This is a genomic window from Paenibacillus sp. FSL R7-0128 (assembly GCF_038002245.1).
GTDB classification, from domain to species: Bacteria; Bacillota; Bacilli; order Paenibacillales; family Paenibacillaceae; genus Paenibacillus_AQ; species Paenibacillus_AQ silagei.
Genome location: NZ_JBBOCD010000001.1, coordinates 3,058,904 through 3,080,303, shown reverse-complemented (window position 1 = coordinate 3,080,303; position 21,400 = coordinate 3,058,904). Strand labels below are relative to the sequence as shown.

Below are 21,400 nucleotides of genomic sequence, written 5' to 3'. Positions count from 1 at the left end.
CGTCTCCTTATCTGATCAGCAATTGAATCTTGCCGTCACGAACAATGCCGGTGAATTCCAGTAGATCGTTACCTCGTTCGTGGAATAACTGTCCTCGTGATCCGCGTAACACTGGGCTGCGGGTTTGCGCCGCAAATGCTTCTTCACATATTCATCATGCAGTCCCCGGTCCGGGCCGCCAACCACCAGGCCCGGAACCGGCTCAAGCACATGATCGCCCACAGAAGGGCGGTGATGGGGATGCATGACCGCGTGTTCGCCGAACCCGCTCACATAGCTGATTCCCAGCACATTGCGGCCCAGCAGGTAATGCAGATGATCCAGAGCACATGCAGCATATTCCTGTTCCCCGCTGAAATGTTCCGCTGCCAGCAGCAGCATGGCATGGTTCATGACCAGCATATTGCTGCCCCAGATATAATCCTGCTCCAGCAGCGAGATTCTGTAGCCGTCATGACGGCTCTGCCGCAGCAGGCGGTCTGCTTCTGCCAGCAAGCCCTCCCTTAGCTCCGCATACAAGGATGGCAGCGTACCTGCTTCCCCTATGAGCAGGTAAGCCAGTGTGCCATAGCCGCCCATATCCCCCCAGCCGAAGCTGTATTATGGGTAACGGCAGCTTGGCAAGCTCAAGAGCAGCACTGTGGAATTGTTCATCTCCTGTCGTGCGGAATAGCTCTGCCGCTGCCCAAAAGCGCTCGTCACTGTCTACCTTATCACCGTATTCCCCTGTGGTAATCCCTCGCGGATTGGTGAAGCCCGGCACATGCGGATGCGCAGTCAGCCAGCTCCAGGCAGCCCACGCGGCTTCCAGACACCGCGCCGCATATGCCTCATCGAACGGCTTGTAGATCCGTGCCGCCATAGCCATCACACCGGCGAAGTCCCCGGTAGCAGCCGCAGAGACCGGCGAGAAATACAGCTCCCCAGTATCCTCCTCCGGCATCACATCAAGTCCGGGGAAATGCGCTGTGGTCAGCTTGTGGTAGACTCCTCCGCTGCCGGACTCCTGCATTTTGAATAGCCAATCCAGCTCCACGGTGCATTCCAGCAGGACATCCGGCAGGCTGCCATCACTCTCCGGTAGTGTATGTACACCAGCAAACGCTGCAGGATACAGCTCCCAGGCCAAAAGAAGATCCGCTACGGCCTTCGCTCCAGGACCGGAGTATTTACCATAGTCTCCTGCATCGTGCCACCCTCCGCTGCTGTCCAGTCTCGACCCGGGCTGGCCGATGACTGTACCTTCTGCCAGATGGCAGGCTTTATGCCCCCAGGCTCCCGCATACTCTCCCTCAAGCTCCACGCCGCAGCGGTAGTAATAGAAGGCTTTCAGCAATCCCCGCTGCAGCTCCTTATACGGCTTGTCTGCAATAACAAATGCAGCGGACTGTTCACCCTCCGCCCCCTCGATCCGGTACTTTCCGGGTGAGGTAAGCGCGGAGAAATCTCCGCTGCGCACACGGCAGCCGCTGGGCTTATCCTCAATATAAGCTCCCGTCTGTCCGGTGAATACCACATCCCCACTTCCTGTGTCAATTACATGATATCCGAGGGTGTCCCCGGAGAACAGAGCCAGCTTATCTCCTCCGCTTGAATATCCCGCCTGGTTCACTACAATGGTACGAAGACGCTTGTCACTCATCCTGTAACCGCTCCCTTGTTCATAGTCTCCGCCAGAAACACTGCTACACCATCATCATTATTGGATGCTGTAATTACATGTGCAACTGCCTTAAGCTCCTCTTGGGCATTCTCAACGGCAACACTCGTCCCGGCAGCAGCGAACAGCCCCAGATCATTCAAGTGATCGCCGAACACCACAATTTCCGTGGCAAGAAGCCCCATATGCTGTGCCCATAGCTTAAGCCCTTGACTTTTATTCGCATTCGGATGGCTAAATTCCAAAAAATAATGTTCCTCTATGTATATATCCCTCATAAAATGAATATGAACTTCTGCGCCAAAGCGCTCAAGTACCTTCTGGTGAAGAGGCTCCAGCTCCTCCATCCTGCCTATAAAAGTCATTACAACGGTCCGGTGCCCGGCAGGGCATTCAAGCATCTCTACCTCACGGAAACGCACATCATTCTTACGGGAATTATAGAATTCCACATCGCCAGTCCGGGTAGGAGCTTCATACAACACCCGCTCATTGCCTGCTCCATCCAGCAGAAAATGGAAAGGGGTAATTCCATAAGCCCGGCCCAGCGTTATAATTTCCCCGGAAATAGCCGGATCAAGCCAATAGCCGTCAATCACCCTACGTGCTACGCTGTCATAGATAAGTGCACCATTATAAAGAATCACCGGATATCTCCAGGGAATATCCGCCACTACGCTGTCAGCACTGATAAATCCTCTTGCTGTTGCAAAGCTGATAATCATTCCCTGTTCCATCGCTTCTGTAATCACCTGTATAGTGTATGCAGACAGCTTTTGTTCCGAGTTCAGCAGCGTTCCATCCAGATCAGTAACGTAGGCTTTTCTATGCATGAGCCTTCTAACAACCACCCTCCATCATCTATTCCTTCAACAGCTTAACAAAGTTATCCGGCAGACTGAACTGTTGATTGTTAAGAATCATATCCCGCAACTCGGAGAATGGATCTTCGTCCTCCTGCGAATCCTTGATTTCCTTAATTTCACGGTGCAGCCGCTCCATCTGCAGATCGAGCTCGTACGCCTTGTCAGCCGCATTCTTAAGTTCACGGGTCAGATGCTCGGGAACCGCCTGGCTGTATTTATAGAAGATTTTATGCTCCAGACTGGCCCAGAAATCCATAGCAATCGTGCGGATCTGTACCTCAACACAGACATGCTCCTGACAGTCCGACATGAATACGGGAACCTCGATAAGCAGATGCAGACTCTGATAACCGTTGGGCTTCGGGTTTTTAATGTAATCCTTAACCTCAAGCACCTTGAGATCGTCCTGCTTCTGCAGCATGGCGCTAACCTGATAAATATCCGAAATGAATGAACAGGTGATCCGCAGTCCGGCGATATCCTTGATACTGGATCTGATCTGCGGGAGGGACAGTTCACTGTTCTTGCGCAGCATTTTCTTCATAATGCTCTCCGGGGATTTGATCCGGGACTTGGTATGCTCAATCGGGCTATAGTCGTGAAGCAGCTGGAATTCCTCTTTGAGGATATCAATCTTGGTCTCCATCTCGGCAAGAGCGAACTTGTAAATCATCATAAAGCGGGTAAGCTCATATTTGAGCTGCTTCAATTTCTCTAACTGGTTGTCGGTATGCATCTTCATTTCTCCTTTGTGCTGCTGTACAGAATGACTATAATCTCCATACAACTCTTCCATCTCTCATTAATCATAGCCAATCTATGACGTGAACACAAACCTTCCTCCGGTCACCGGAACTCCTGCGTGCAACCTCCTTTCTTCTCTCTGCCTACGAAAAAAAGCCAAACCGTCCAAAAGGACAGTCTGGCCGTTCTTTAGAAGCGGGCGCTGTTGACAGCGCCTCTTCATCCGGTTATTCAGTTCACCACTTCATCGATGGATAGGCTGCGTTCACGCGACAAATCCCGGAAGCCCTCGCCTACTTTTACCAGCGGCTTAAAGAGGTCCAGCGGGTTGTTCATGACGATCATACCCACTTCTCCGTTGCTGAGCTGTACATTCTTGCCCACGAAGCTCGGCAGTAAATGCCCGGTCAATGCCTGCACCACCGTCTCATTCAGCTTGCCGAAGCCCATCTCATGCACCTTGCGCAGCACCGTAACCAGCCCCTGCTTGGGACGGTTCGCAGTAGAAGTGGTGAGCGACATATAGATGTTGGCTACCGAAACAATCTGGGCGTATGGATGAATCTCTTTTTTGAGCAGCTGATTGGGATAGCCTGAGCCATCCTCGTACTCATGATGCTGTAGAGCTACCAGCGCGGTAACCTCGTCCATCTGGGAGCCGCGGATCAGATCATAGCCATAGAAGGTGTGGCGCGCCAGCTCATCCTTCTCGGAATCCGTCAGCAGACCCTGCTTGTTCAGGATCGATAGTGGCACTTGGCTTTTGCCGATATCATGCAGATAGCCCGCACGGCTGATCTGGTAACGCTCCTCCTTGGAGTAACCCATCCACGCTGCAATGTAATAGGATAATAAGCCCACCTGTAATGAGTGGTGATATGTATCGATGTCATCCCGGTCCAGCAGGAGCAGCAGGGAGACAACATCCTTTTGCCCCTCCAAGGTCTCCAGAAGCGGCTTCAACGTATCATCGACTGCAGACTGCGAGAAGCTGCCCTTCGTCAAGGCTTCCAGAAAAATCGCTTCATAATTCAAAATAGCGAGATCAAAATCATCGTGCAGCCCGTGGCTGGGCGCAGGTTCAGCGTCCGTATACAGCCCGTTGCGCGGCTCGATATCGACATAATCAATTTTGTGCCGGATCAGGATACTAATCTCTTCCCGCTCCACACGAGTCCCCTTGGGGAGAACGTGCAGCCCTACACCATTGAAAGTGTCTGCCATGAGACAATCACCGTGCTTCAGATCCGTGACATGTACTTTCAAGTACCAGCACCCCTTTTGTATTAAATATAAGAACTTACAGGTTTCACACGGTAACTTATCCTTCTATTTCTCGCTGAAACGTGCCGTCCTTGAAAGGACGGCCAAGCTGTTTCCGCTTGATAGGAATATTCCGTTATGCTCCACTTGATCATAGTCAACAGACGGTAAAGTAACAATCCGGTCAAAGTCACAAACTCCCCGTAATCTAGTGCTATAGAATCCCTGTCTTTAGACGCCTTTCCATATTCTGTTCAGAGCCATCTGACAAATCTCTTGTATTTTAGCCTAATTTCGTTCTCTTCCGCCCAGTTCATTAGTCTCTTCCTTCCCGCTGCCGTGTCTTCTGTGAACCTGAAACAGAGATTAACCGGGACAATCCGTTTGCCAGCAGGCAATATTCCTACTATCGGACCATCTATGTAAATGGCCTTAATCCCTTGCGCGGAGATGCGCTTTTTGCGAATAATAAGCGAATCTGTCCCCCACTGAAGCTGACCTTCCTTACGCAACGCGTTGATGAGAATGAAGAGGCAGGCCGCGATGCTGAGTCCAACCCATACCTGTATGATGTAGTTTAAATAGAAATGTCTATCCGGGTCGGGGTTAGGGGGCAGTCTCAGAATAATAATGGGAATTAGCACACCTATCAAGACTCTAACAGGGTTAGGCGCTTTGATTCGGTCGGTTATGGCTAGAGAATCTCCGGTCAACGTATTCAACCTCCATCCGGCTAATTTGTAGTATAATCGCTAATGCAGTCCGACACTTTGTCCAAGGAGGATCATTCCATTATGTATGAGCATCTCGTCATCTTTCGCTTCAATGAGCAATTCGAACCAAGCCAGGAGCAAGCCCTGTTACAAGCACTGCTGGCGCTGAAAAAGCAAATCCCCGGCATCATTGACCTTACAGCAGGCGTTAATGTAACCGAGGAGCAGGAGAATGTCCACGGCTATACGCTGGGGCTCCGCGTGACCTTTGAGAATCAGGAAGCCCTGCGTGCCTACGGGCCGCATCCGGCCCATCAGAAGTTCGTGTCCATGCTGGACGGAATTCTGGAGAACGTTGTGGTGGTCGACTACCCGATTTAGAACAACTGGTTCACATCGAACAGCACCTTGCCGATCAGCGCATCCTTGTCTACGAACGGAGTCTCCCATAGGTGAGCATCATAGCTGACGTTACGGTTGTCGCCCAAGAAAAAATACTGGTCTGCGGGAACGGTGACCGGCCCGAAGCTATAGGTCATCTTTTCCTGCAGGTATGGCTCATCGACCGCCTCATGGTTACGATACAGGGTGCCTTCCTTGATCTCAATCACATCGCCCGGCAGTCCGATCAGCCGTTTTACATATCTTTTATGCGCATCTTCAGCGACCGGCGGATGGAACACCACGATATCACCATGCTTCAGCGAGGTATTCCAGAGCATTTTGTCTACCACAAGCCGGTCGTTAATCGCTATCGTCGGAATCATCGAGCCGGTAGGTACACGCATTGCTTCTGCTACGTAAGTACGGATAAATAGGGATAGAATAATGCCAATGGCAATACTCGGCACCCACTGCTTCAAGAATTTTTTCAACTTCCTTCACCTCAGATTCGTATAATTAACCTTCAAAATGCTCAATAATCTGTGACATTTCCAGCTCCGCGTCTACTAGAGAGTGCTTCGGCAGATAAATCACCAGCAGGCCGCCGAAGATCTGCTCCCATCTACCCCCATGCTCTGTAACCCGCTCCGTGAAGCTGCGGATCTCGCCGGAAGCCGCCGCCTCTTTGCTGAGCAGCCAGGCATACCGGACAAGTCCGGACTTCTTCACCGTCTCAACGTAATAAGCGATCCCCTCACGCTCACTCACTCGGATAATATCGCCAAGCGCAATCCCCGGGTTGAAAATCGGCGTCTCCTCAATCCGGTAGATATCCTTGTCGACCCGGGTCACATCCAGCACCTCAATCTCCCGGCCTTGCTCATCAAAGCATATATGTAATCCAACCGTTCCCGGCAAAAGCCTCCACCTCAATTCTGTTCTGTCATGCTATCATTTCATCGCCCGAAGTGACCTCGAAATGATGCCCTCGAGCACCTTCCAGGGAAGCAGGGCCTTGCCGATCATCAGCACCCGCGAGCCCCGGCCTACAGGATAGCGTAGCTTCGGCGCACGTAAGGCAGTGATCCTTCCAATCAGATCAGCCACCTCCTGCGGATCGGGAGCCGTCTCGGACGCCCGCCGGGAGTACCGCAGCACCTCTTCAAGCCTGGTGTGATACGGGGAGCCTTCACTTCTGTGCATCCCCGTAATCCCTTTGTCCCAGATGGGGGTACGGAAGGAGCCCGGTTCAACCAGTACAACGCGGACGCCAAAAGAGAGCATCTCCTGGCGCAGACTCTCGCTGAACCCTTCCACCGCAAACTTCGAGGCGGCATACGGACCATAGCCCGGGAATCCGCTCAGGCCGCTGACACTGCTCACGTTAATGATCAGGCCGCTGCGCTGGACCCGCATGTGGGGAAGCACCGCCTTCGTTACGGCAACCAGTCCGAAAAAGTTGGTCTCCAGCTGCCGCCGCCATTCCTCCATGCTGACCTCCTCCACGAATCCGCCTACGGCGAAGCCAGCATTGTTCACCAGCACATCCATTCTGCCGGCAAGCTCAAGACTCTCCTGAATAGCAGATGCAATCGAAGCTTCGTCCGTGACATCCAGTGCCAGCAAATGAATGCGCTCCCGTACCCCCGCCTGTTCAGCTTGCTGAACAAGCTCCTTGCTGCGGCCAAGATCCCGCATGGTGGCAATGACCCGGTACCCTCTGCGGGCCAGCGTAATTGCGGTCAGCAGCCCAAATCCGCTGGAGGTCCCTGTAACCAGCGCAACCGGATCAATTCCTTGGGGCTGGACTAAATTATTGTTCATGGGACACCCCTTTCATTTTTCTCAAGTTAACAGGTTATGAATCCGCCTACAGCTTCAGCCTCTGAATAAGCGGCATGCCGATCCGCCGGAGCAGCAGCTCCAGGAAGGACCAACCGCAGCGGTTGAGCAGTGAGGTGCCCCGGTCATACACCGCCGAATATTCGGTGGCTCCGGCCGCTCCCCGGTTGCGCTTGAACTGGCCGACGCCCGAGCTTTCGTGCAGTAATAGTTCTCTGCTGCCCGCAAGCCCGATCAGGACGGCGGACAGCATACGGTAGAGTCCTAGAGACTGAGGCAGACTTGTGTCATAACCGAATAATGGCGCAGTCATCGCTCCCTCCCGCTCATAGAAGCCAAGCACCGCATCCAGCCTTCCCTCCTTGCGCAGACCGTAGATTTGCAAGGTGCGTCGCTCCAGCGCCAGGGCAATATAGGCTTCGGTGAACTGCGGATTATAGGTCGAATATTTATCGATATACAGCAGTCTGTACAGCTCCACGATCCGGGGAATGTCCTCCCGTGTGATCTCCTCCGGGCCCACCTCAGTATAGCCGTGCTTCGCCAGCAGATTCCTGTCGCGTTTGACCAGCCACCTGGCCTTCGAGCCGGAGGTATTCGGATGCAGCAGGTAGATCTGACGGCTTGGAACCAGCTTGCAGCCATATCCTTGCAATTTGACAATGTGTTCTCCCGAAGTCTCCCGGCTAAGCGAACGACACATTAAGGTATAACCCGGATAAGTCTGCCGGAGGTAATCCAGTATCGCCGTCAGCTGTTCCGCATTTAAGGCAGGATACAGATTGGTGGATAGCAGCCAGTTATTCACCTGAACCACCCGGTTGAACCGTGCTTGTCGCAGCATCCAGCCCATGCCTGAGAGCATTAGCGACAATAGGCCCTCTAGAAGCCGGTTATTGAGCAGCGCCAGCTCCTCACGCGCATAGCTGACATAGTGGGTATAGGGTGAGCATACATACGAATTGTCATAGTCTGCTTCGTTGACCGTAATCGGAACCGGCAGACCATCAATGGTCAGCACCTTAACAGTTGTACTCACATTATCGATAAAAGGTTGCGCTCCCCGCTCCAGCAGCGGTGTAAGGTACTCCCGGGCATACCGCCCGTACTCCGTATCCGGCCAGTCCAACCCGGCAACAGAATCGCGGTCATACTGCGTTACCCGGTTCTTCACGGCTTCCAGCCCCTCTCCACACGGCGCAGCTTCACAGTTCCGGGCACGAAGCTGTAAGCGGTAAAAGTCAGCTGCGGAGGGATACAGGACAGCCTCGCGAACAAGCGTGTCAGCTCTGTTGTAATCTGCTGCTCCGTGCCTTGATCGGTGCCGGTCCGTGTACGATAGGAGATCTCCAGCTCAGTCAGGCTGTGCTGGATGACCCTGTAATGCTCAATGTCTGCGGAAGCTGCCAGCACAGCCCGGGTAACGAAATCAGGGAATACCGTAACGTGCGTGCCGTCTGCCGTATGGGGCAGATACAGAATATCATCACAGCGTCCTTCGATCCGCTCAATGGCCGTGAACAGTGAACCGCAGGGACACGGCTCTGCCGCTTCGGTCAGAATATCATTCAGCCGGTAGCGGACGATGGGCTGCACACTTCTGGAGAAATCGGTCACGATAGGCACGAACCGGCGTGATTGTTCATCCAGTATTTCTTTTTCGATATGTACAATATCTTCGTTGAGATGCAATGTTCCGTAACTACAGGTAGCTCCGAGGAAGCCCTCGGTACACTGATAAGCCTGATGCACCTTCTGCCCGAAGGTCTGCTCAATCTGCTGCCGGTCGAGCGGGTCAAGCACTTCCGCAACCGCAATGATCCGGCGGGGATGCAGATTCATCTCACCCGATTGCTGTGCCTCAGCCAGCAGACGCAGCATGGACGGCGGTGCAATCCAGATATCCGGCTGGTACTCCTTCATACGGGTCAAGAGCCTGGGAAGCGGCTCCAGCAGATCGAAATACCGGAACTGCAGCCTTCCCTGCTTCACGGATTCATACAAATTACTATTTGCCCGCAGAAAAAATGCAATGCTCGCCCGCTTCCACAGTCCACCCGGCAAAAGCTTTGCCAGCACCGTGCCGGTCCAGGCAGCCTGCTCTTCTTCTCCAACGAGAAAAATCCCCCGGTTGCCGGAGGTTCCCGAGGATAACCCGACGGTGACGCCTTGCAGCGTAGGCTTGAAGTTCCTGCTGTTCTCCGCTTCATAGGCCTCGGCAAAGGCCTGCCCCTTCGTAATACCCGCAGTGTTAAGCTGATCGAAATTCTCCATCATCTCCGGCTTCCCGATCACCGGGAAACTCCGCCATTCCTTGGACGGAATGCCTGCCCACAGCTCCCTGTAGAACTTCGAACGCTGCCTCACCTTCTCTACATGAAGCCGGATACGCTTCTCCTGCCACTGTTCGACTGCTGCCCGGTTCTTCCAGCGTCTGCCCCACTTGGTGAGAATGTAATGGGTCATTACCAGCCTTATCCGCTTCATGTCACACCTCCCGTTCCCCAGTGCGCAAGCGCCTCGCGGCAATGGCTGGGCACAATCCGAAGCAGGGGAAATTGTTCATGCAGCTGGCGCAGCCGCTCGAAATTGCGGTGGTATTCTGTGCGGCTGGACATGATCAAGCCTGCTGCCAGGTGCGGCTTGCGGTTCTCCCGGAATGCCCGGCTCGACCAGACCGTATCTGCACAGAGCAGATAATCATGCTGGGAGGTGGAGACGAATACGCCGATCATCCCGGCGGCATGGCCGGACAGCTCAACCGCCAGCAGGCTGCCGTCTCCAAGCAAATCATAGGCTTCCGTGAACGGGAGGCCTTGCGGCAACGCACGCTTCGCTGAAGCTTCATCCACAGGGAAGGAGCGGAGTCTGAAATCATCCGGCAGCAGCCCGGGCAGGAATCCCGCCTTCGTCGCCCGCACCGGACCCAACCCGCTTACGGCATCGTAAGATTTCTGCAAATAAATATACTGTGCCTGCGGGAAATCCCTTACCCCGCCGATATGGTCGGCATGAAAATGCGACAGCACCACATACCGCACCTCCTCCGGCGAGATCCCCCCTGCCTGCAACCGCCGCACTGCACTCTCTTCCTCTCTATAGACAACCGGAGTAATCTTGCGGTATAGAGAAGCTGGCAGACTAGCTGTCTCCTGAAAGAAACGCGCGCTGTAGCCTGTATCGAACAGGATGGGACCGTATTCCGGATGCCGGATCAGGGCGTAACCTGCCGGGAAGGCAACCGGCTTCAGTGTGCCTCCACGCAGCGTCAGACGCTCGGGATGCAGGCAATAGCCCGCAGACAGTATAGATAATTCAACTGGAATTTCTGTAATCATTGCTGTTCCCTCCACCATTCTGCAAAGGCACGAAGTCCCTCGTCTGTTGTTATACGCGGTTGATAACCCAGCTGCTCGCGGGCCAGTGTAATATCCAGTGTCTGGGAGATACCGAGTGCGGCTGCAGAATAACGGGTCAGCAGCGGCTCACCCGAAATAGGCAGCACCTTGTAGATCCCCTCCATTAAGGCCGCTGCGGTATAAGCTACCGGGTAGGGCAATCGCCGGGTGTGCAGCGGAACCCCGAGCAGTGAGAATAGCCGGGTGACCAGCTCTTCGAACCTTAGCGGCTCACCATTAGTAATATTGTAGACGCTGCCGGAAGCAGACACCGGGGCTTCACAGCAGAGCAGCATGGCATCGACTACATTCTCTACGCAGGTGAGATCAAGCCTGGCCGCTCCGCCATTCATCAGCGGCACCCCCTTGCTCTCATTCGCTGCCAGCAGCCGGGGGAACAGGGCGTTGTCCAGCGGGCCGAATATGGCTCTGGGCCGGAGCATGAAGGCGGTAAGCCCTTCTCTCGCTGCCTGCCGGACTACCTGCTCGGCGATCAGCTTTGTTGCGGCATAGGCATTGGCCGGCCGGCCGGGAAGCGGATCACTCTCCCGGATGCCGAAGCGGGGCCGCTGGCTGGAATACACACTGGGCGTGGAGATATGAACCAGCCTTCCTACGCCATGACGTTTGCACCCCTCAACTATATGGCTTGTAGCCTCCACATTGCATGTATAGAACTCCTTGTACTTCCCCCAAGGTGACGACAAGGCTGCACAATGGAACACCACATCCATTCCCCGGCAAAAGCCATAGGCAGTCTCCGGGTCACGCAGATCCCCGGCCAGAAACACTGCACCTTCCTGCTCCAGCTGCTTTCCCTGCTCCGGGTTGCGTCCCTGCGCGTAGACCTCCCAGCCCATCCGGGCCAGCCTCCGGGCGGTATGCCGTCCAAGAAATCCGGTTGCACCTGTTACCAGCGCTTTGGTCATGCCTCACCATTCCATTCTATATCTTCAGTTAACGCCTCTGTGATCGAGATGCGGTGCCGCCTGGCTGTCTTCCAGGCGGCGTATACTATGCGGAACTGCTCGCGGGCAGGGCGGCGGTCATCCTTGCGGTAGACCACATCTGCTGCTCCAAGCAGCGCTTGCCGCCAGCTGCCGAAGCCCCCGGGTCCCGGCTTCAGCCCGCAGCCCAGCATGGGCAGCGTCAGCATGGCTGTGCGGGCTGAACGCGGGACAATGACTGTTCCGCTCTGCACGAGCAGACCGGGATTCAGCAGCGCCTCCGTCAACCCTTCCTCCGGCGAGAACAGATGAATCCCGCTTGTAGCGCGCGGATTGCATTCAATTGGATACAGCGTCCCGTTCTCCGGTTCGATGAAATCGAATCCGATCTGGCCGCTGAAGCCGGTTGCTGCGGCGAACCGCTGTACCCATTCCAGGGCCGCAGGATGCTCCAACGGTTCAAAATACACGCTGGCCCCGCTGCGTCCCGTCCTGTACCTGCTGTCATAAGCAGCATGCGCCACAACTGTGCCTTCGTGAAGTATGCTGTACGTACAAACCGCTCTGCCTTGAATGTACTCTTGCGATACCCAGGGAGCCCCGGCCGATAGTCCGGCTGGAGGCTCTATTTCTCCCGGAACGCGGTTATGCGGATTAGTTGAAGCGGATCTTTTATCCGGGAGAATGACCTTCGAGGCAAAGCGGGAATATGCAGGTTTGTAGACCCGCTGCTCTCCCTCCTGCGCTGCCTGCATCACGGCTCTCCGCCACTCTTCTGCGCTGCTGATCAGCACCGTGTCCGGGATCTTGAATCCGAGCGAACGGAGCAGGATCATGAACTCCCCTTTATGGTGCAGCCCGGCCAGAATACTCCGGTCTGGCGTAAGTACGCGGCACCCCGTCAGATGCTCAAGACCGGCAGAGATATAGAATATCTCCTCGCAGGTCGGAATCAGGCAGTGAATGCCCAGTTCTTCCGTTAACGTTGCCAGCCGCTGGACATAGGCCTGCGGGTGATGCCTTGGGGCAGGCACCCGGAAGCTGGCCTCGACGGCAGAGGATACCCGGCACAGATGATACTCGGCGCTTTCTGCCACATATACCTGGTGGCCTGCCGCCTTGAACAGCCTTGCCAGCTCCAGGGCTACCGGGGCGCGTCCGCCGGTAATCAGAATACGCCGGGCTTCAGTACTCAATAATCATGCCTCCCAGAGACAGCCCAGCCGCTGTGCCGATCAGCATGATCCGGTCTCCGCGTGTTATCCGGCCCTGACGGATAGCTTCATGCAGCCCCATCGGAATGGATGCAGCAATCGTATTGCCATGGCCTGCGGTATTGTCGAGGAAGCGGTCCTCGGCAATTCCCAGCTTTTTACGAAGGAGACGCATCGCCATTGCACTGCCCTGGTGGGGAATGACCAGCCTGAAGTCGTCCATCTTATTGCCTGTGGCATTCAGCATGTCAGCAATGAAATCCGGAAGCAGCTTGGACGCTTTGCGGAATATAGCCTGTCCATCCATATGGAACAGATAAGGCAGTGCATCCTCGGCTGTATAATTCTGGGGATGCAGTCTGGTCCCGCCCCCGGCAATCTCCGAATAACGTGCACCGCTGCTGTAGGTTTTGAGCGAAGCATGAAGTATCCGCGAGGAATCACCGGTCTCCGCAGGCCCGATCACTACCGCTGCCGCTCCGTCACCGAACAAGGCCGAGCTCTCCTTATCCTGCCAGTTCAGCCCCACCGAGGCAATCTCAGTGGCCACCAGCAGCACATTCTTATATCTGCCCGCTTCCACCATGTAGGACATCACATCAAGCCCTACCAGAAAGCTGAGACAAGTCGCATCGATATCAAAAGCCGGCACACCGGAATCAGCCTGCCCCATGGCCTGCTGAATGAACACGGCGGTACTCGGCAGCGGCTGCTCCTTGGTTCCGCTCGTACACACCAGACAATCGACCTCACTGAAGCTGAGGCCTGCATCGGCGAGGGCCGCTTCAGCAGCTCTTGCGCCCATGAAGGAGGCGGTTTCATCTGTATTGGCATAATGGCGGGTACCGACGCCGGTGATTTTGTTCACCCAGCCCTGTGTTGTGCCAAGGATCTGATCAAGCTCTGCATCACTAACTACACGCTCCGGCAAATATTTGCCTGTTCCTTTTATTTTCACATGTCTAAGCTGCATAATGCATCTCCCATTCGTGTGAGTACCAAGATGTCGAACTTTATATAATATTGTAAACTACAGATATATTCTACTAGATTTTCCGGCAGAGTCATATACAAAAAGAAGATAAATATCCCATTACAGGAACTAATGTTCCTAAAAATGCTTGACTATGCAGGTTCACCGGGGTTATAGTAAATGCACAGGTAACACATATTAAGCGGGAGAAGCACCTCGCAGGACAGGCAGTTCATGCCTTTCTTGGAGGTGCTTCTTTGTGTCTATTACCAAATGAACAATCAGAGGAGCTGAATGCAATGTTTAAATTCACGGGTTTAACGAATTGGAGAGGTATGGGAGTTGTTACACCTTTCTCGGGAAGAGTTGTAAGAAGGCTGTTTGTGCTGGTGATACTGCTGTCACTTTGTACATCTCCCTTGTCCGGTGTCTCTGCCGATTCCGGCTGGGATGCTGCGCTGGACGAAATTCATAATCTGTATACAGACTATACGGGTCTACAGGCATCGCTGAAGTCTGACCTCCAGCGGAATCAGGAATTGCGCAAGCAGAATAACGCCGCACTTGCCGCAGTGAACAAGCAGCTTCAAGCCACTAATGCTGCCCAGCTCGCCAAGCTTAAGGCTGCCTCGGAAGCGGTGCAGAAGAAGCATGCTCCGCTCCTGGACCAGTATACTGCTCTCAGCAAACAGATCACCGCTGCCCGCAAGGTAAGCAATCTGAAGAGTGCCACTGTGCTTGAGCTGAAGCGCAATAAGCTTAAGGCTGCTGCTACCGCAGCACGGGCTGAAGTGAAGAAGGCCACCTCAGCCTTGGCAGAAGCTAAAGCTTTAACTGCCGCGAAGAACAAGCCGGCTAAGGATGCCCTTGCCCCCATCACCCTGCTCAAGAAGCAGATTGCCGCCCAGAACAAGCTATTCTCAGCCGCACTATCAGAGAGAACCGAGGCCGACAAGCGCTACAAAGCCGCGGTCCAGGCGGGAGACGCTACCCAGGCTGCGGCTGCAATGAAGCTGTCTTATAACCGGATGAAGGAGATCCGTACTATGGCCGGACAGTTGTACGGCTGGGAGCAACAGATCAGCACGGCGCTCCGTGCCGCAGAGCTTAAGCTGCCGAAGTAGCCGAAGCAGCATATTCATCAGGGTCAGAGCAGCTTCACCAGCCAGGTGATAATGAAGGCTCCCGGTACAAGCAGGGCTTGCCCCAGCAGAGATCCCAGGAAGCGCGAGCCCATCAAGAGTACATAGATCTTCCCGAGCTGGTCACGGTATTCCACATTCTCCGTTGCCTTATGGGTGATGATTCCCAGCTGCGGATCGATGAACACCGTCAGCAGTATCGTTGCTATCCCGTTAATCAGGCCCGATGCCTGGGAAGCAGTAGTGCTGAATGCCGGCAACAGCTTGGCCGCATACATCGAGGATAGTACGCCAACCGTGTAGAAGGCCGTCACGAAGACATTCATCACAATGAAGCGCTTGGGAATTCCAAGATAACGGAAGCTGCTCAGCCTGACCTTCGGTCTGCGGATATATTTGCGCGTATTCTTAAGTTGGCTGACTGTTACACTCGTCAGCAGCTTAGGGATAGATCCTTCGATCTCCAGCTTGGAAATTACTCTTGCGAACAGTCCTACGAAGGTTGGAAACAAGGCGATGGCGATCAATGTACCCAGTGAAGAAGCCAGCATAATAATCCGCAAATAGTTGAGCAGCGGGAAGCTGTCGTCAGCTTTGGCATAATCTACGAACTTCGCCGTTAAGGGGCCTTGTACCATATTTGCGGTTCTGGAGACCAGCACGATAATTCCGGTCAGGGATAAGGCGATGGCGATCTTGTTCAGCTTCACTCCGGCAAAACGCACCGAATACGACAAGGTCTCCGCCGTATGAATAATCAGAGTCAATAGACATACCACTAATAAGCTGTTCGTCATTTACGGTTACTCATCTCCAAATCAGGCAGCATTCGGCAGATGACCGGCATTCTTGTTCCAGATTATTACAGACCGGATCGCCTCACTTAATATATATTCTTCTTCCTATATAATCCAGAATCAATTTTGTAAGATTTGGTCTAACGTCCAGCAGAACAGAATTCCGGCTGTATACCGGACCAGATCAATCCAGAGGAAGCCGTGGCCGAGAATCAAGCTGCCAAGGGTTGTAGCACGCACATGCAGAATCCACTCTGCCTGATAGAGCTGGCTGAACTCAATTCCGAAGCTGAAGCACAGGCTAAGGACAAGCGACATCCATAGCGGATGCCGGATCAGCAGCACCCGGGAGGCAAGGTAAATCATCCCTGCCCAGATCGCATCCCCAAAGTGTTCGCTGACAAAGTGCGGCAACTGGTTCCCGTATGCCCTGGTCGCAAGACCCAGCAGGGCAGCTAGCAGTACTGCACCGCAGTAGATCATTCTGGATTGTAAATTCAAAATCAGCAATCGTAACTACTCCTTCATCAATCAAATACAACCTTCAATCAAATATAACCTTCCTGGGCGCAGCTGCATCCCGCATGAACAGCTTCGGGGGATAAGGGATTGTTAGCCCGGGCAGTTCATCTTCCTTGAAGAATCTCAGCTCTTCCGCCTCCCCGTCCAGGCTCCTGAGCTGGCCTTTAACAATGACACATTCAAATACAATAACCGTGTACTCTACCTGATCCCCGTTGCTATATTCATATCTGAATTTCTCACCGCCGAATACGCCGATAATCTGTTCAGGCGTAACCATTAAGCCGGTCTCTTCGAACACCTCTCTGCGCAGCGCCCTGGACGGGGTCTCTCCAGGTTCAACCGCTCCGGCCGGCAGGCCCCATAAGGTTTCATCCTTTTTGCGGATCAGCAGAATCCGATCCTGTTCATCTCTTACTACAGCCGCTACGGACGGCATCATTAACAGCCCGTTGCCGGCCTTCCCGCGCAGCTCCCGGTAATACTCAGATATTGACATGAAGCTTCCTCCTGACTTGATTTCAATTGGTCCCTATATCATTGTTAATTCCAGCCTATAGCTCATCCTTGCGGAAAGAAATCGGATGAACCACGAAATCACCCGGCTGATTCTCACAATCCGTCAGCTCAACATTATAGAACTCCTCGGTCTCGGCAAGCCGGATCGCTCTGCACACATATTCGATCTTCCCGCCGTCGCCTGCCCAGTCCCGGCTGTTGTCCACCGTCCAGTGCAGTACCCTGCCATCGTTGTAGAAATCATGAATATACGGCCCGCTGTCAACACCCCACTGAAGCATGGTGAGGTTATCTCCCTTACCTTCCTTAAATCTATGTATCATTTCTGTAATTCTGTCCAAATCCAGCTGATCAAAATGCGTAATCAAGTTCCGCTGGTCCCTGACCAGAGGGGCTGGCTTGTTGACTTCCCGTATCAGCAATAGTGAGAGTACCGCAATAAGTAGCGTTTCAAGAATTATAATAGCCCGACTGTATTTGTTGAAAAAGTTGTTCATGTGCCCTCCCGCTCCACGGTTTATGAATAAACTGGGTTAGCACTATATTTGACATGGTTGTATGATATTCCTTGTCTGACGCACAATTGTGATAGCAAAAGGTTATGTAACCCAAAAATATCTCCAGCCATAAGGCGGAGATATTTTTGGATTCTTTGTGATTTTCATATTCCCACTCTTCACTAAGTCTTCAACCTTCGCCCAGCTCCGGTGACTCCAACAGATGATCCAGCAGTTGCAGCCCGCGGCGGCGGGTGCGGAACGTCCACAGCAGATCAGCTGTGAATATAAGTAGGAACACGGGCAGTACAGGCATCCATACCCTCTCTATTTGCAGATACAGGAAGTGTACCAACGGTTGCAAGCCGAAGATGCAAGCCACTGACAGTCCCCACCAATACAGCGAGAATTTCAGGCAGATATGCCCATGCAGCTGAAACGGCATCTCAGAATAATCCCACCACTGTCTACGAAAGATTCTCTTAAGCAGCCAGCCGCTGATAAACTCAACCGCCGAAGGGACGATCAGCGCAAGCAGCAGGAATAACGGAAAGGGAAGCCTATTTTCATGTGCTGCCAGCAGCAGCAAGGGGGCGCAGCCGTACATGGGCTTGAATGGCCCTTTGAGGAAGCCCTCTTTGCGAAAGGTCCCGGTGCTGTAAAGGTTATAACTGCCTTCAAGGACCCATCCCAGGAACGAGTAGACAGTGAAACAGAACAGATAGGGACTTGCCGCAGCCACTACACTGTAACTATGCTGTAAAAGTAACGGTGTCATCGTAGTTATTCGCGCCTCCGGTCCCATTAATTTTCCAATTAGAGCTAGTATGCCTCCAGGAACCGGATGCTATGACGGGAATATCTGGCGGTTTTTCGCATACATTCCAGACTCCTTATTACCTCCGTCGGCCTGCGTCTGGTGAAATCATAATCCCTATATCAGAAAAAAGACTGCCCCAGTAGGAACAGTCTGCTATGTGCATATGCCTTATACCTTAATCCCCTACACCCGAATTCTTAGGAAGCGGGTCAGGATGAGCGGTTTCGGCCGGTTTGGCTTCCCAATCATCGGCTTCAGGTTCAATATCCACACCGTTCTCCATCTTTTTGCGTTCTGCGAGTGAATCCCCGTCTTTATTCTCTTTGTTGCGGATGTCTGCCTCATTACCGGAATGATCTGACATGTGAATTCCTCCTTGTATGCAAGTTGTGCGCGATTTGGATTACTTAGTTATAGTTACCCGCAGACCCCTTTTGCAAACATCTCATGTGAACAAAGATCCTTTTCACTTGTCTTATCCATTCACTTGTCTTTTCCATATCACTTGCCATTTCGGCAGACTGCTCCCTCTTATTCGTAATACACACGAAACACAATGTCCTGCTCGTAATTCCCGAAGCCGCGCCCGAATAACGTTAAGCCGCCCCGCCTTCGGGTGGTGTCTTCTGCCGTGAACCTGAAGCTCCACTGGTCCTGCTGCCAGCCCACCTGATCAATGGTAACTGCCGATATCTGCTGGCCGTCTATATAAGTTCCCCCTGCATTAATTCTGAGCACCTTGAGCAGCCCGTACTGGTTCACATCCGATTTCCACCAGGCTGGAGTCAGCCGGCCTCTCATTACGCCGAAGTCACCGGGGCTGGTCCATTTGCCAAGCGAAATGCCATTCATCATAAAAGAGATATCCGAAGGCCACTTCTCGTTCACACTCGGTGCCTCCGAGCCGATCTCCATGGAAATCTCAATCTCCTGGACAGTCTGATCCATGAACAGATAATTCGGAACCTTATATTCCACATATCCTTTGGCGAACCAGAGAATGCCGGCATCCACCCGCTGCGGGTCCAGGAAATAACGCGGGTCGTCATAATACCCGATCAGCTTCTCCGTTGTGGCAATGCCGCAGGTCGGTGAAGCTGCAAGGTCGGTGTAATGGCCCACAGGGACAGAGACCTCCACTACTTTGCGGGCGATGCCTTTGGCCCCGGATAATTTAATCTGCAAGAAATTCGCGGAAAGTGAGCAGAATTTATAAGTCCCCCCGTCGATCCGCTTCATCTGGGAGCTGACGATGCCGGCCTTCTGCAGCTTCGCTACATGCGAGCTGACAATGGCACTGCTGAGATACAGCCTGGCTGCAATCTCCTTAATATGCATCTCCTCGCTGCTAAGCAGATCGATGATCCGCAGCCGCACTTCACTGGCAAGTGCTTCATAGACCTTCAACGATTCAGAATCTGTGGTTAAATACATCGGTGGCCCTCCGCGCTCTTTGAATTAGTTATTAAGTTAATCCTGAAATTAGTTATTGCTTAGTATACCCCGTAATTCGTATCATGTAATCATAAACGGGCTTTAACGATTAGCTATTTCATTAATCTAATACAAAGGAGCTTCTAACTATGAGCATTCAATCCAAGATGATTGTCGACAAAGACTTCAAACTGGCCGAGGTAGATCCAAGGCTGTACGGTTCCTTCATTGAACATCTGGGCCGGGCCGTCTATGGCGGAATCTATGAGCCGGGACATCCTACCGCTGACGATAACGGGTTCCGCGGCGATGCCCTCCAGGCTATCAAGGCACTACGCGTACCGATCATCCGTTATCCGGGAGGCAACTTCGTATCCGGTTATAACTGGGAAGACGGCGTTGGACCCAAGGCGGAACGGAAGCGCTCTCTTGAACTTGCCTGGTGGGTTACAGAGACTAACCAGGTAGGCACGAATGAATTCGCCGATTGGGCCAAGCTGGCCGGTTCTGAAGTGATGATGGCAGTGAACCTGGGCACACGCGGAATCGACGCTGCAAGGAATCTGGTCGAGTACTGCAACCATCCCTCCGGCTCTTACTGGAGTGACCTGCGGATCTCCCATGGCTACAAGGATCCGCACAAATTCCGCACCTGGTGTCTGGGCAATGAAATGGACGGTCCATGGCAGATCGGAGCCAAGACTGCAGTCGAATACGGAAGACTCGCCAATGAGACCGCCAAAGCGATGCGCTGGGTGGATCCTTCTCTGGAGCTTGTCGCCTGCGGCAGCTCGGGCAGCAACATGAGCACTTTTGCCGAATGGGAAGCTACAGTTCTGGATCTCACCTATGATAATGTCGATTTCCTGTCGCTGCACACTTACTACAATAACAATGATGGAGATACAGCGAACTTCCTGGCCCAATCACTCGATATGGATCAGTTCATCGACAGCGTAGCAGCAGTATGTGATTATATCAAGGCTAAGAAGAAAAGCAAGAAAAAGATTTACCTCTCCCTCGATGAATGGAATGTGTGGAAGTCGCAGGGCTCAAGCCGTGCTGAGCAGCACTGGCAGATTGCACCGCCTGAATTCGAGGATGTCTATACCCTGGAGGATGCGCTGGTAGTGGGCTGCTGCCTGATCAGCCTGCTTAAGCATGCAGACCGGGTCAAGATGGCCTGTATCGCCCAGCTCATTAATGTCATTGCACCGATTATGACGGAGGATGGCGGACCGCTCTGGCTGCAGACCACTTATTATCCTTACATGCATGCCTCCATCTACGGCCGGGGAACGGTGCTGCACCCGCTGATTACAAGTTCCAAATATGATTCCAAGGATTTCACCGACGTTCCATATCTGGAAGCGGTCAGTGTATATAATGAGGAGCTGAACGAGGTTACTGTGTTTGCAGTGAACCGCCATCTGAGCGAAGGCATGGAGCTGGCGGTTGATCTGCGGAGCTTCGGCGCTGTAGAGGTTATTCAGCACACGGTTCTTGAGCATGAGGATCTTCAGGCGGCCAATACCCGCTCCAACCCGTCGAATGTACTTCCGCACAACCGGGGAACAGCAGCCGCAGACGGCGCCCGGGTGAGCGCAATGCTTCCGGCTGCTTCCTGGAACGTAATCCGGCTGCGTGTGAACGGCTGATTACTGA

At 53.3% G+C, this 21,400-nt stretch carries 25 protein-coding genes; 3 read left to right on the top strand and 22 right to left on the bottom strand.

Annotated elements, in window-relative coordinates; genetic code table 11:
- Positions 1-15: 15 nt before the first annotated feature.
- The 6 genes from NST26_RS12470 to NST26_RS12445 form a co-directional block, all read right to left on the bottom strand.
- Positions 16-546: a glycoside hydrolase family 9 protein gene (locus tag NST26_RS12470; protein WP_340980843.1), complete on the bottom strand. Its 531-nt coding sequence runs from the start codon at positions 544-546 to the stop codon at positions 16-18.
- Complete coding sequence (locus tag NST26_RS12465; protein WP_340953630.1) at positions 452-1,642, bottom strand: glycoside hydrolase family 9 protein; 1,191 nt, start codon at positions 1,640-1,642, stop codon at positions 452-454. Before NST26_RS12465 ends, NST26_RS12470 begins: the two co-directional genes overlap by 95 nt.
- On the bottom strand, positions 1,639-2,493 hold the full coding sequence (locus NST26_RS12460; protein WP_340953633.1) for a Cof-type HAD-IIB family hydrolase: 855 nt from the start codon (positions 2,491-2,493) through the stop codon (positions 1,639-1,641). Before NST26_RS12460 ends, NST26_RS12465 begins: the two co-directional genes overlap by 4 nt.
- Before the next feature lie 28 nt (positions 2,494-2,521).
- Positions 2,522-3,262: a GTP pyrophosphokinase gene (locus NST26_RS12455; RefSeq protein ID WP_076074027.1), complete on the bottom strand. Its 741-nt coding sequence runs from the start codon at positions 3,260-3,262 to the stop codon at positions 2,522-2,524.
- Between the two features lie 239 nt (positions 3,263-3,501).
- Positions 3,502-4,536, bottom strand: coding sequence for an HD-GYP domain-containing protein (locus tag NST26_RS12450; protein WP_340953635.1), 1,035 nt, complete (start codon positions 4,534-4,536; stop codon positions 3,502-3,504).
- A gap of 251 nt (positions 4,537-4,787) precedes the next feature.
- The gene (locus tag NST26_RS12445; RefSeq protein WP_340953637.1) at positions 4,788-5,246 is read right to left on the bottom strand and encodes a hypothetical protein; all 459 of its coding nucleotides are present in this window, start codon (positions 5,244-5,246) and stop codon (positions 4,788-4,790) included.
- A gap of 81 nt (positions 5,247-5,327) precedes the next feature.
- Between NST26_RS12445 and NST26_RS12440 the strand changes: the two genes are divergently transcribed.
- Positions 5,328-5,627: a Dabb family protein gene (locus NST26_RS12440; RefSeq protein ID WP_340953640.1), complete on the top strand. Its 300-nt coding sequence runs from the start codon at positions 5,328-5,330 to the stop codon at positions 5,625-5,627.
- On the opposite strand, the gene lepB is transcribed toward NST26_RS12440, so the two are convergent.
- The 9 genes from lepB to NST26_RS12395 are packed head-to-tail and all read right to left on the bottom strand — an operon-like array spanning position 5,624 to position 14,004.
- A complete protein-coding gene (gene lepB / locus NST26_RS12435) occupies positions 5,624-6,121 on the bottom strand; it encodes a signal peptidase I (protein WP_340953643.1) in 498 nt (165 codons plus the stop codon). The genes NST26_RS12440 and lepB overlap by 4 nt on opposite strands.
- Before the next feature lie 25 nt (positions 6,122-6,146).
- The gene (locus tag NST26_RS12430) at positions 6,147-6,548 is read right to left on the bottom strand and encodes a DUF4265 domain-containing protein (protein ID WP_339313834.1); all 402 of its coding nucleotides are present in this window, start codon (positions 6,546-6,548) and stop codon (positions 6,147-6,149) included.
- Between the two features lie 33 nt (positions 6,549-6,581).
- On the bottom strand, positions 6,582-7,454 hold the full coding sequence (locus NST26_RS12425; RefSeq protein ID WP_340953645.1) for an SDR family oxidoreductase: 873 nt from the start codon (positions 7,452-7,454) through the stop codon (positions 6,582-6,584).
- Between the two features lie 46 nt (positions 7,455-7,500).
- Entirely contained in the window at positions 7,501-8,646 is a 1,146-nt protein-coding gene (locus NST26_RS12420) for a GNAT family N-acetyltransferase (protein WP_340953647.1), read from the bottom strand.
- Complete coding sequence (locus tag NST26_RS12415) at positions 8,643-9,959, bottom strand: F390 synthetase-related protein (protein ID WP_340979230.1); 1,317 nt, start codon at positions 9,957-9,959, stop codon at positions 8,643-8,645. Before NST26_RS12415 ends, NST26_RS12420 begins: the two co-directional genes overlap by 4 nt.
- Positions 9,956-10,810 (bottom strand): MBL fold metallo-hydrolase, encoded by an 855-nt coding sequence (locus NST26_RS12410; RefSeq protein ID WP_340953652.1) that lies wholly within the window; start codon positions 10,808-10,810, stop codon positions 9,956-9,958. The genes NST26_RS12415 and NST26_RS12410 overlap by 4 nt, the downstream gene beginning before the upstream one ends.
- Positions 10,807-11,799: an NAD-dependent epimerase/dehydratase family protein gene (locus NST26_RS12405; RefSeq protein WP_340953655.1), complete on the bottom strand. Its 993-nt coding sequence runs from the start codon at positions 11,797-11,799 to the stop codon at positions 10,807-10,809. The genes NST26_RS12410 and NST26_RS12405 overlap by 4 nt, the downstream gene beginning before the upstream one ends.
- Positions 11,796-13,013: an ATP-grasp domain-containing protein gene (locus NST26_RS12400; protein ID WP_340953658.1), complete on the bottom strand. Its 1,218-nt coding sequence runs from the start codon at positions 13,011-13,013 to the stop codon at positions 11,796-11,798. Before NST26_RS12400 ends, NST26_RS12405 begins: the two co-directional genes overlap by 4 nt.
- A complete protein-coding gene (locus NST26_RS12395) occupies positions 13,003-14,004 on the bottom strand; it encodes a beta-ketoacyl-ACP synthase III (RefSeq protein ID WP_340953661.1) in 1,002 nt (333 codons plus the stop codon). Before NST26_RS12395 ends, NST26_RS12400 begins: the two co-directional genes overlap by 11 nt.
- A 299-nt stretch (positions 14,005-14,303) precedes the next feature.
- Here NST26_RS12395 and NST26_RS12390 point away from each other — a divergent pair, with 299 nt between their 5' ends.
- A complete protein-coding gene (locus NST26_RS12390; RefSeq protein ID WP_340953665.1) occupies positions 14,304-15,128 on the top strand; it encodes a hypothetical protein in 825 nt (274 codons plus the stop codon).
- Positions 15,129-15,151: 23 nt separating this feature from the next.
- On the opposite strand, the gene NST26_RS12385 is transcribed toward NST26_RS12390, so the two are convergent.
- The 7 genes from NST26_RS12385 to NST26_RS12355 all read right to left on the bottom strand — a co-directional run bounded on the left by NST26_RS12385 (position 15,152) and on the right by NST26_RS12355 (position 19,735).
- The gene (locus tag NST26_RS12385; RefSeq protein ID WP_209875594.1) at positions 15,152-15,943 is read right to left on the bottom strand and encodes a lipid II flippase Amj family protein; all 792 of its coding nucleotides are present in this window, start codon (positions 15,941-15,943) and stop codon (positions 15,152-15,154) included.
- 120 nt (positions 15,944-16,063) lie between these two features.
- On the bottom strand, positions 16,064-16,453 hold the full coding sequence (locus NST26_RS12380; RefSeq protein ID WP_051478355.1) for a ribosomal maturation YjgA family protein: 390 nt from the start codon (positions 16,451-16,453) through the stop codon (positions 16,064-16,066).
- A gap of 34 nt (positions 16,454-16,487) precedes the next feature.
- The gene (locus tag NST26_RS12375) at positions 16,488-16,964 is read right to left on the bottom strand and encodes an NUDIX domain-containing protein (protein WP_339255796.1); all 477 of its coding nucleotides are present in this window, start codon (positions 16,962-16,964) and stop codon (positions 16,488-16,490) included.
- A 55-nt stretch (positions 16,965-17,019) separates the two neighbouring features.
- Positions 17,020-17,265, bottom strand: a complete 246-nt coding sequence (locus NST26_RS12370; RefSeq protein WP_340953669.1) for a hypothetical protein — start codon at positions 17,263-17,265, stop codon at positions 17,020-17,022.
- Between the two features lie 406 nt (positions 17,266-17,671).
- The gene (locus tag NST26_RS12365; protein ID WP_340953672.1) at positions 17,672-18,259 is read right to left on the bottom strand and encodes a putative ABC transporter permease; all 588 of its coding nucleotides are present in this window, start codon (positions 18,257-18,259) and stop codon (positions 17,672-17,674) included.
- Between the two features lie 217 nt (positions 18,260-18,476).
- On the bottom strand, positions 18,477-18,665 hold the full coding sequence (locus NST26_RS12360; protein ID WP_339255790.1) for a hypothetical protein: 189 nt from the start codon (positions 18,663-18,665) through the stop codon (positions 18,477-18,479).
- A gap of 167 nt (positions 18,666-18,832) precedes the next feature.
- Positions 18,833-19,735, bottom strand: coding sequence for an ArsR/SmtB family transcription factor (locus tag NST26_RS12355; RefSeq protein ID WP_036729749.1), 903 nt, complete (start codon positions 19,733-19,735; stop codon positions 18,833-18,835).
- A 149-nt stretch (positions 19,736-19,884) separates the two neighbouring features.
- Here NST26_RS12355 and arfA point away from each other — a divergent pair, with 149 nt between their 5' ends.
- Positions 19,885-21,393: an arabinosylfuranosidase ArfA gene (gene arfA, locus NST26_RS12350; protein WP_340953677.1), complete on the top strand. Its 1,509-nt coding sequence runs from the start codon at positions 19,885-19,887 to the stop codon at positions 21,391-21,393.
- Positions 21,394-21,400 lie beyond the last annotated feature (7 nt).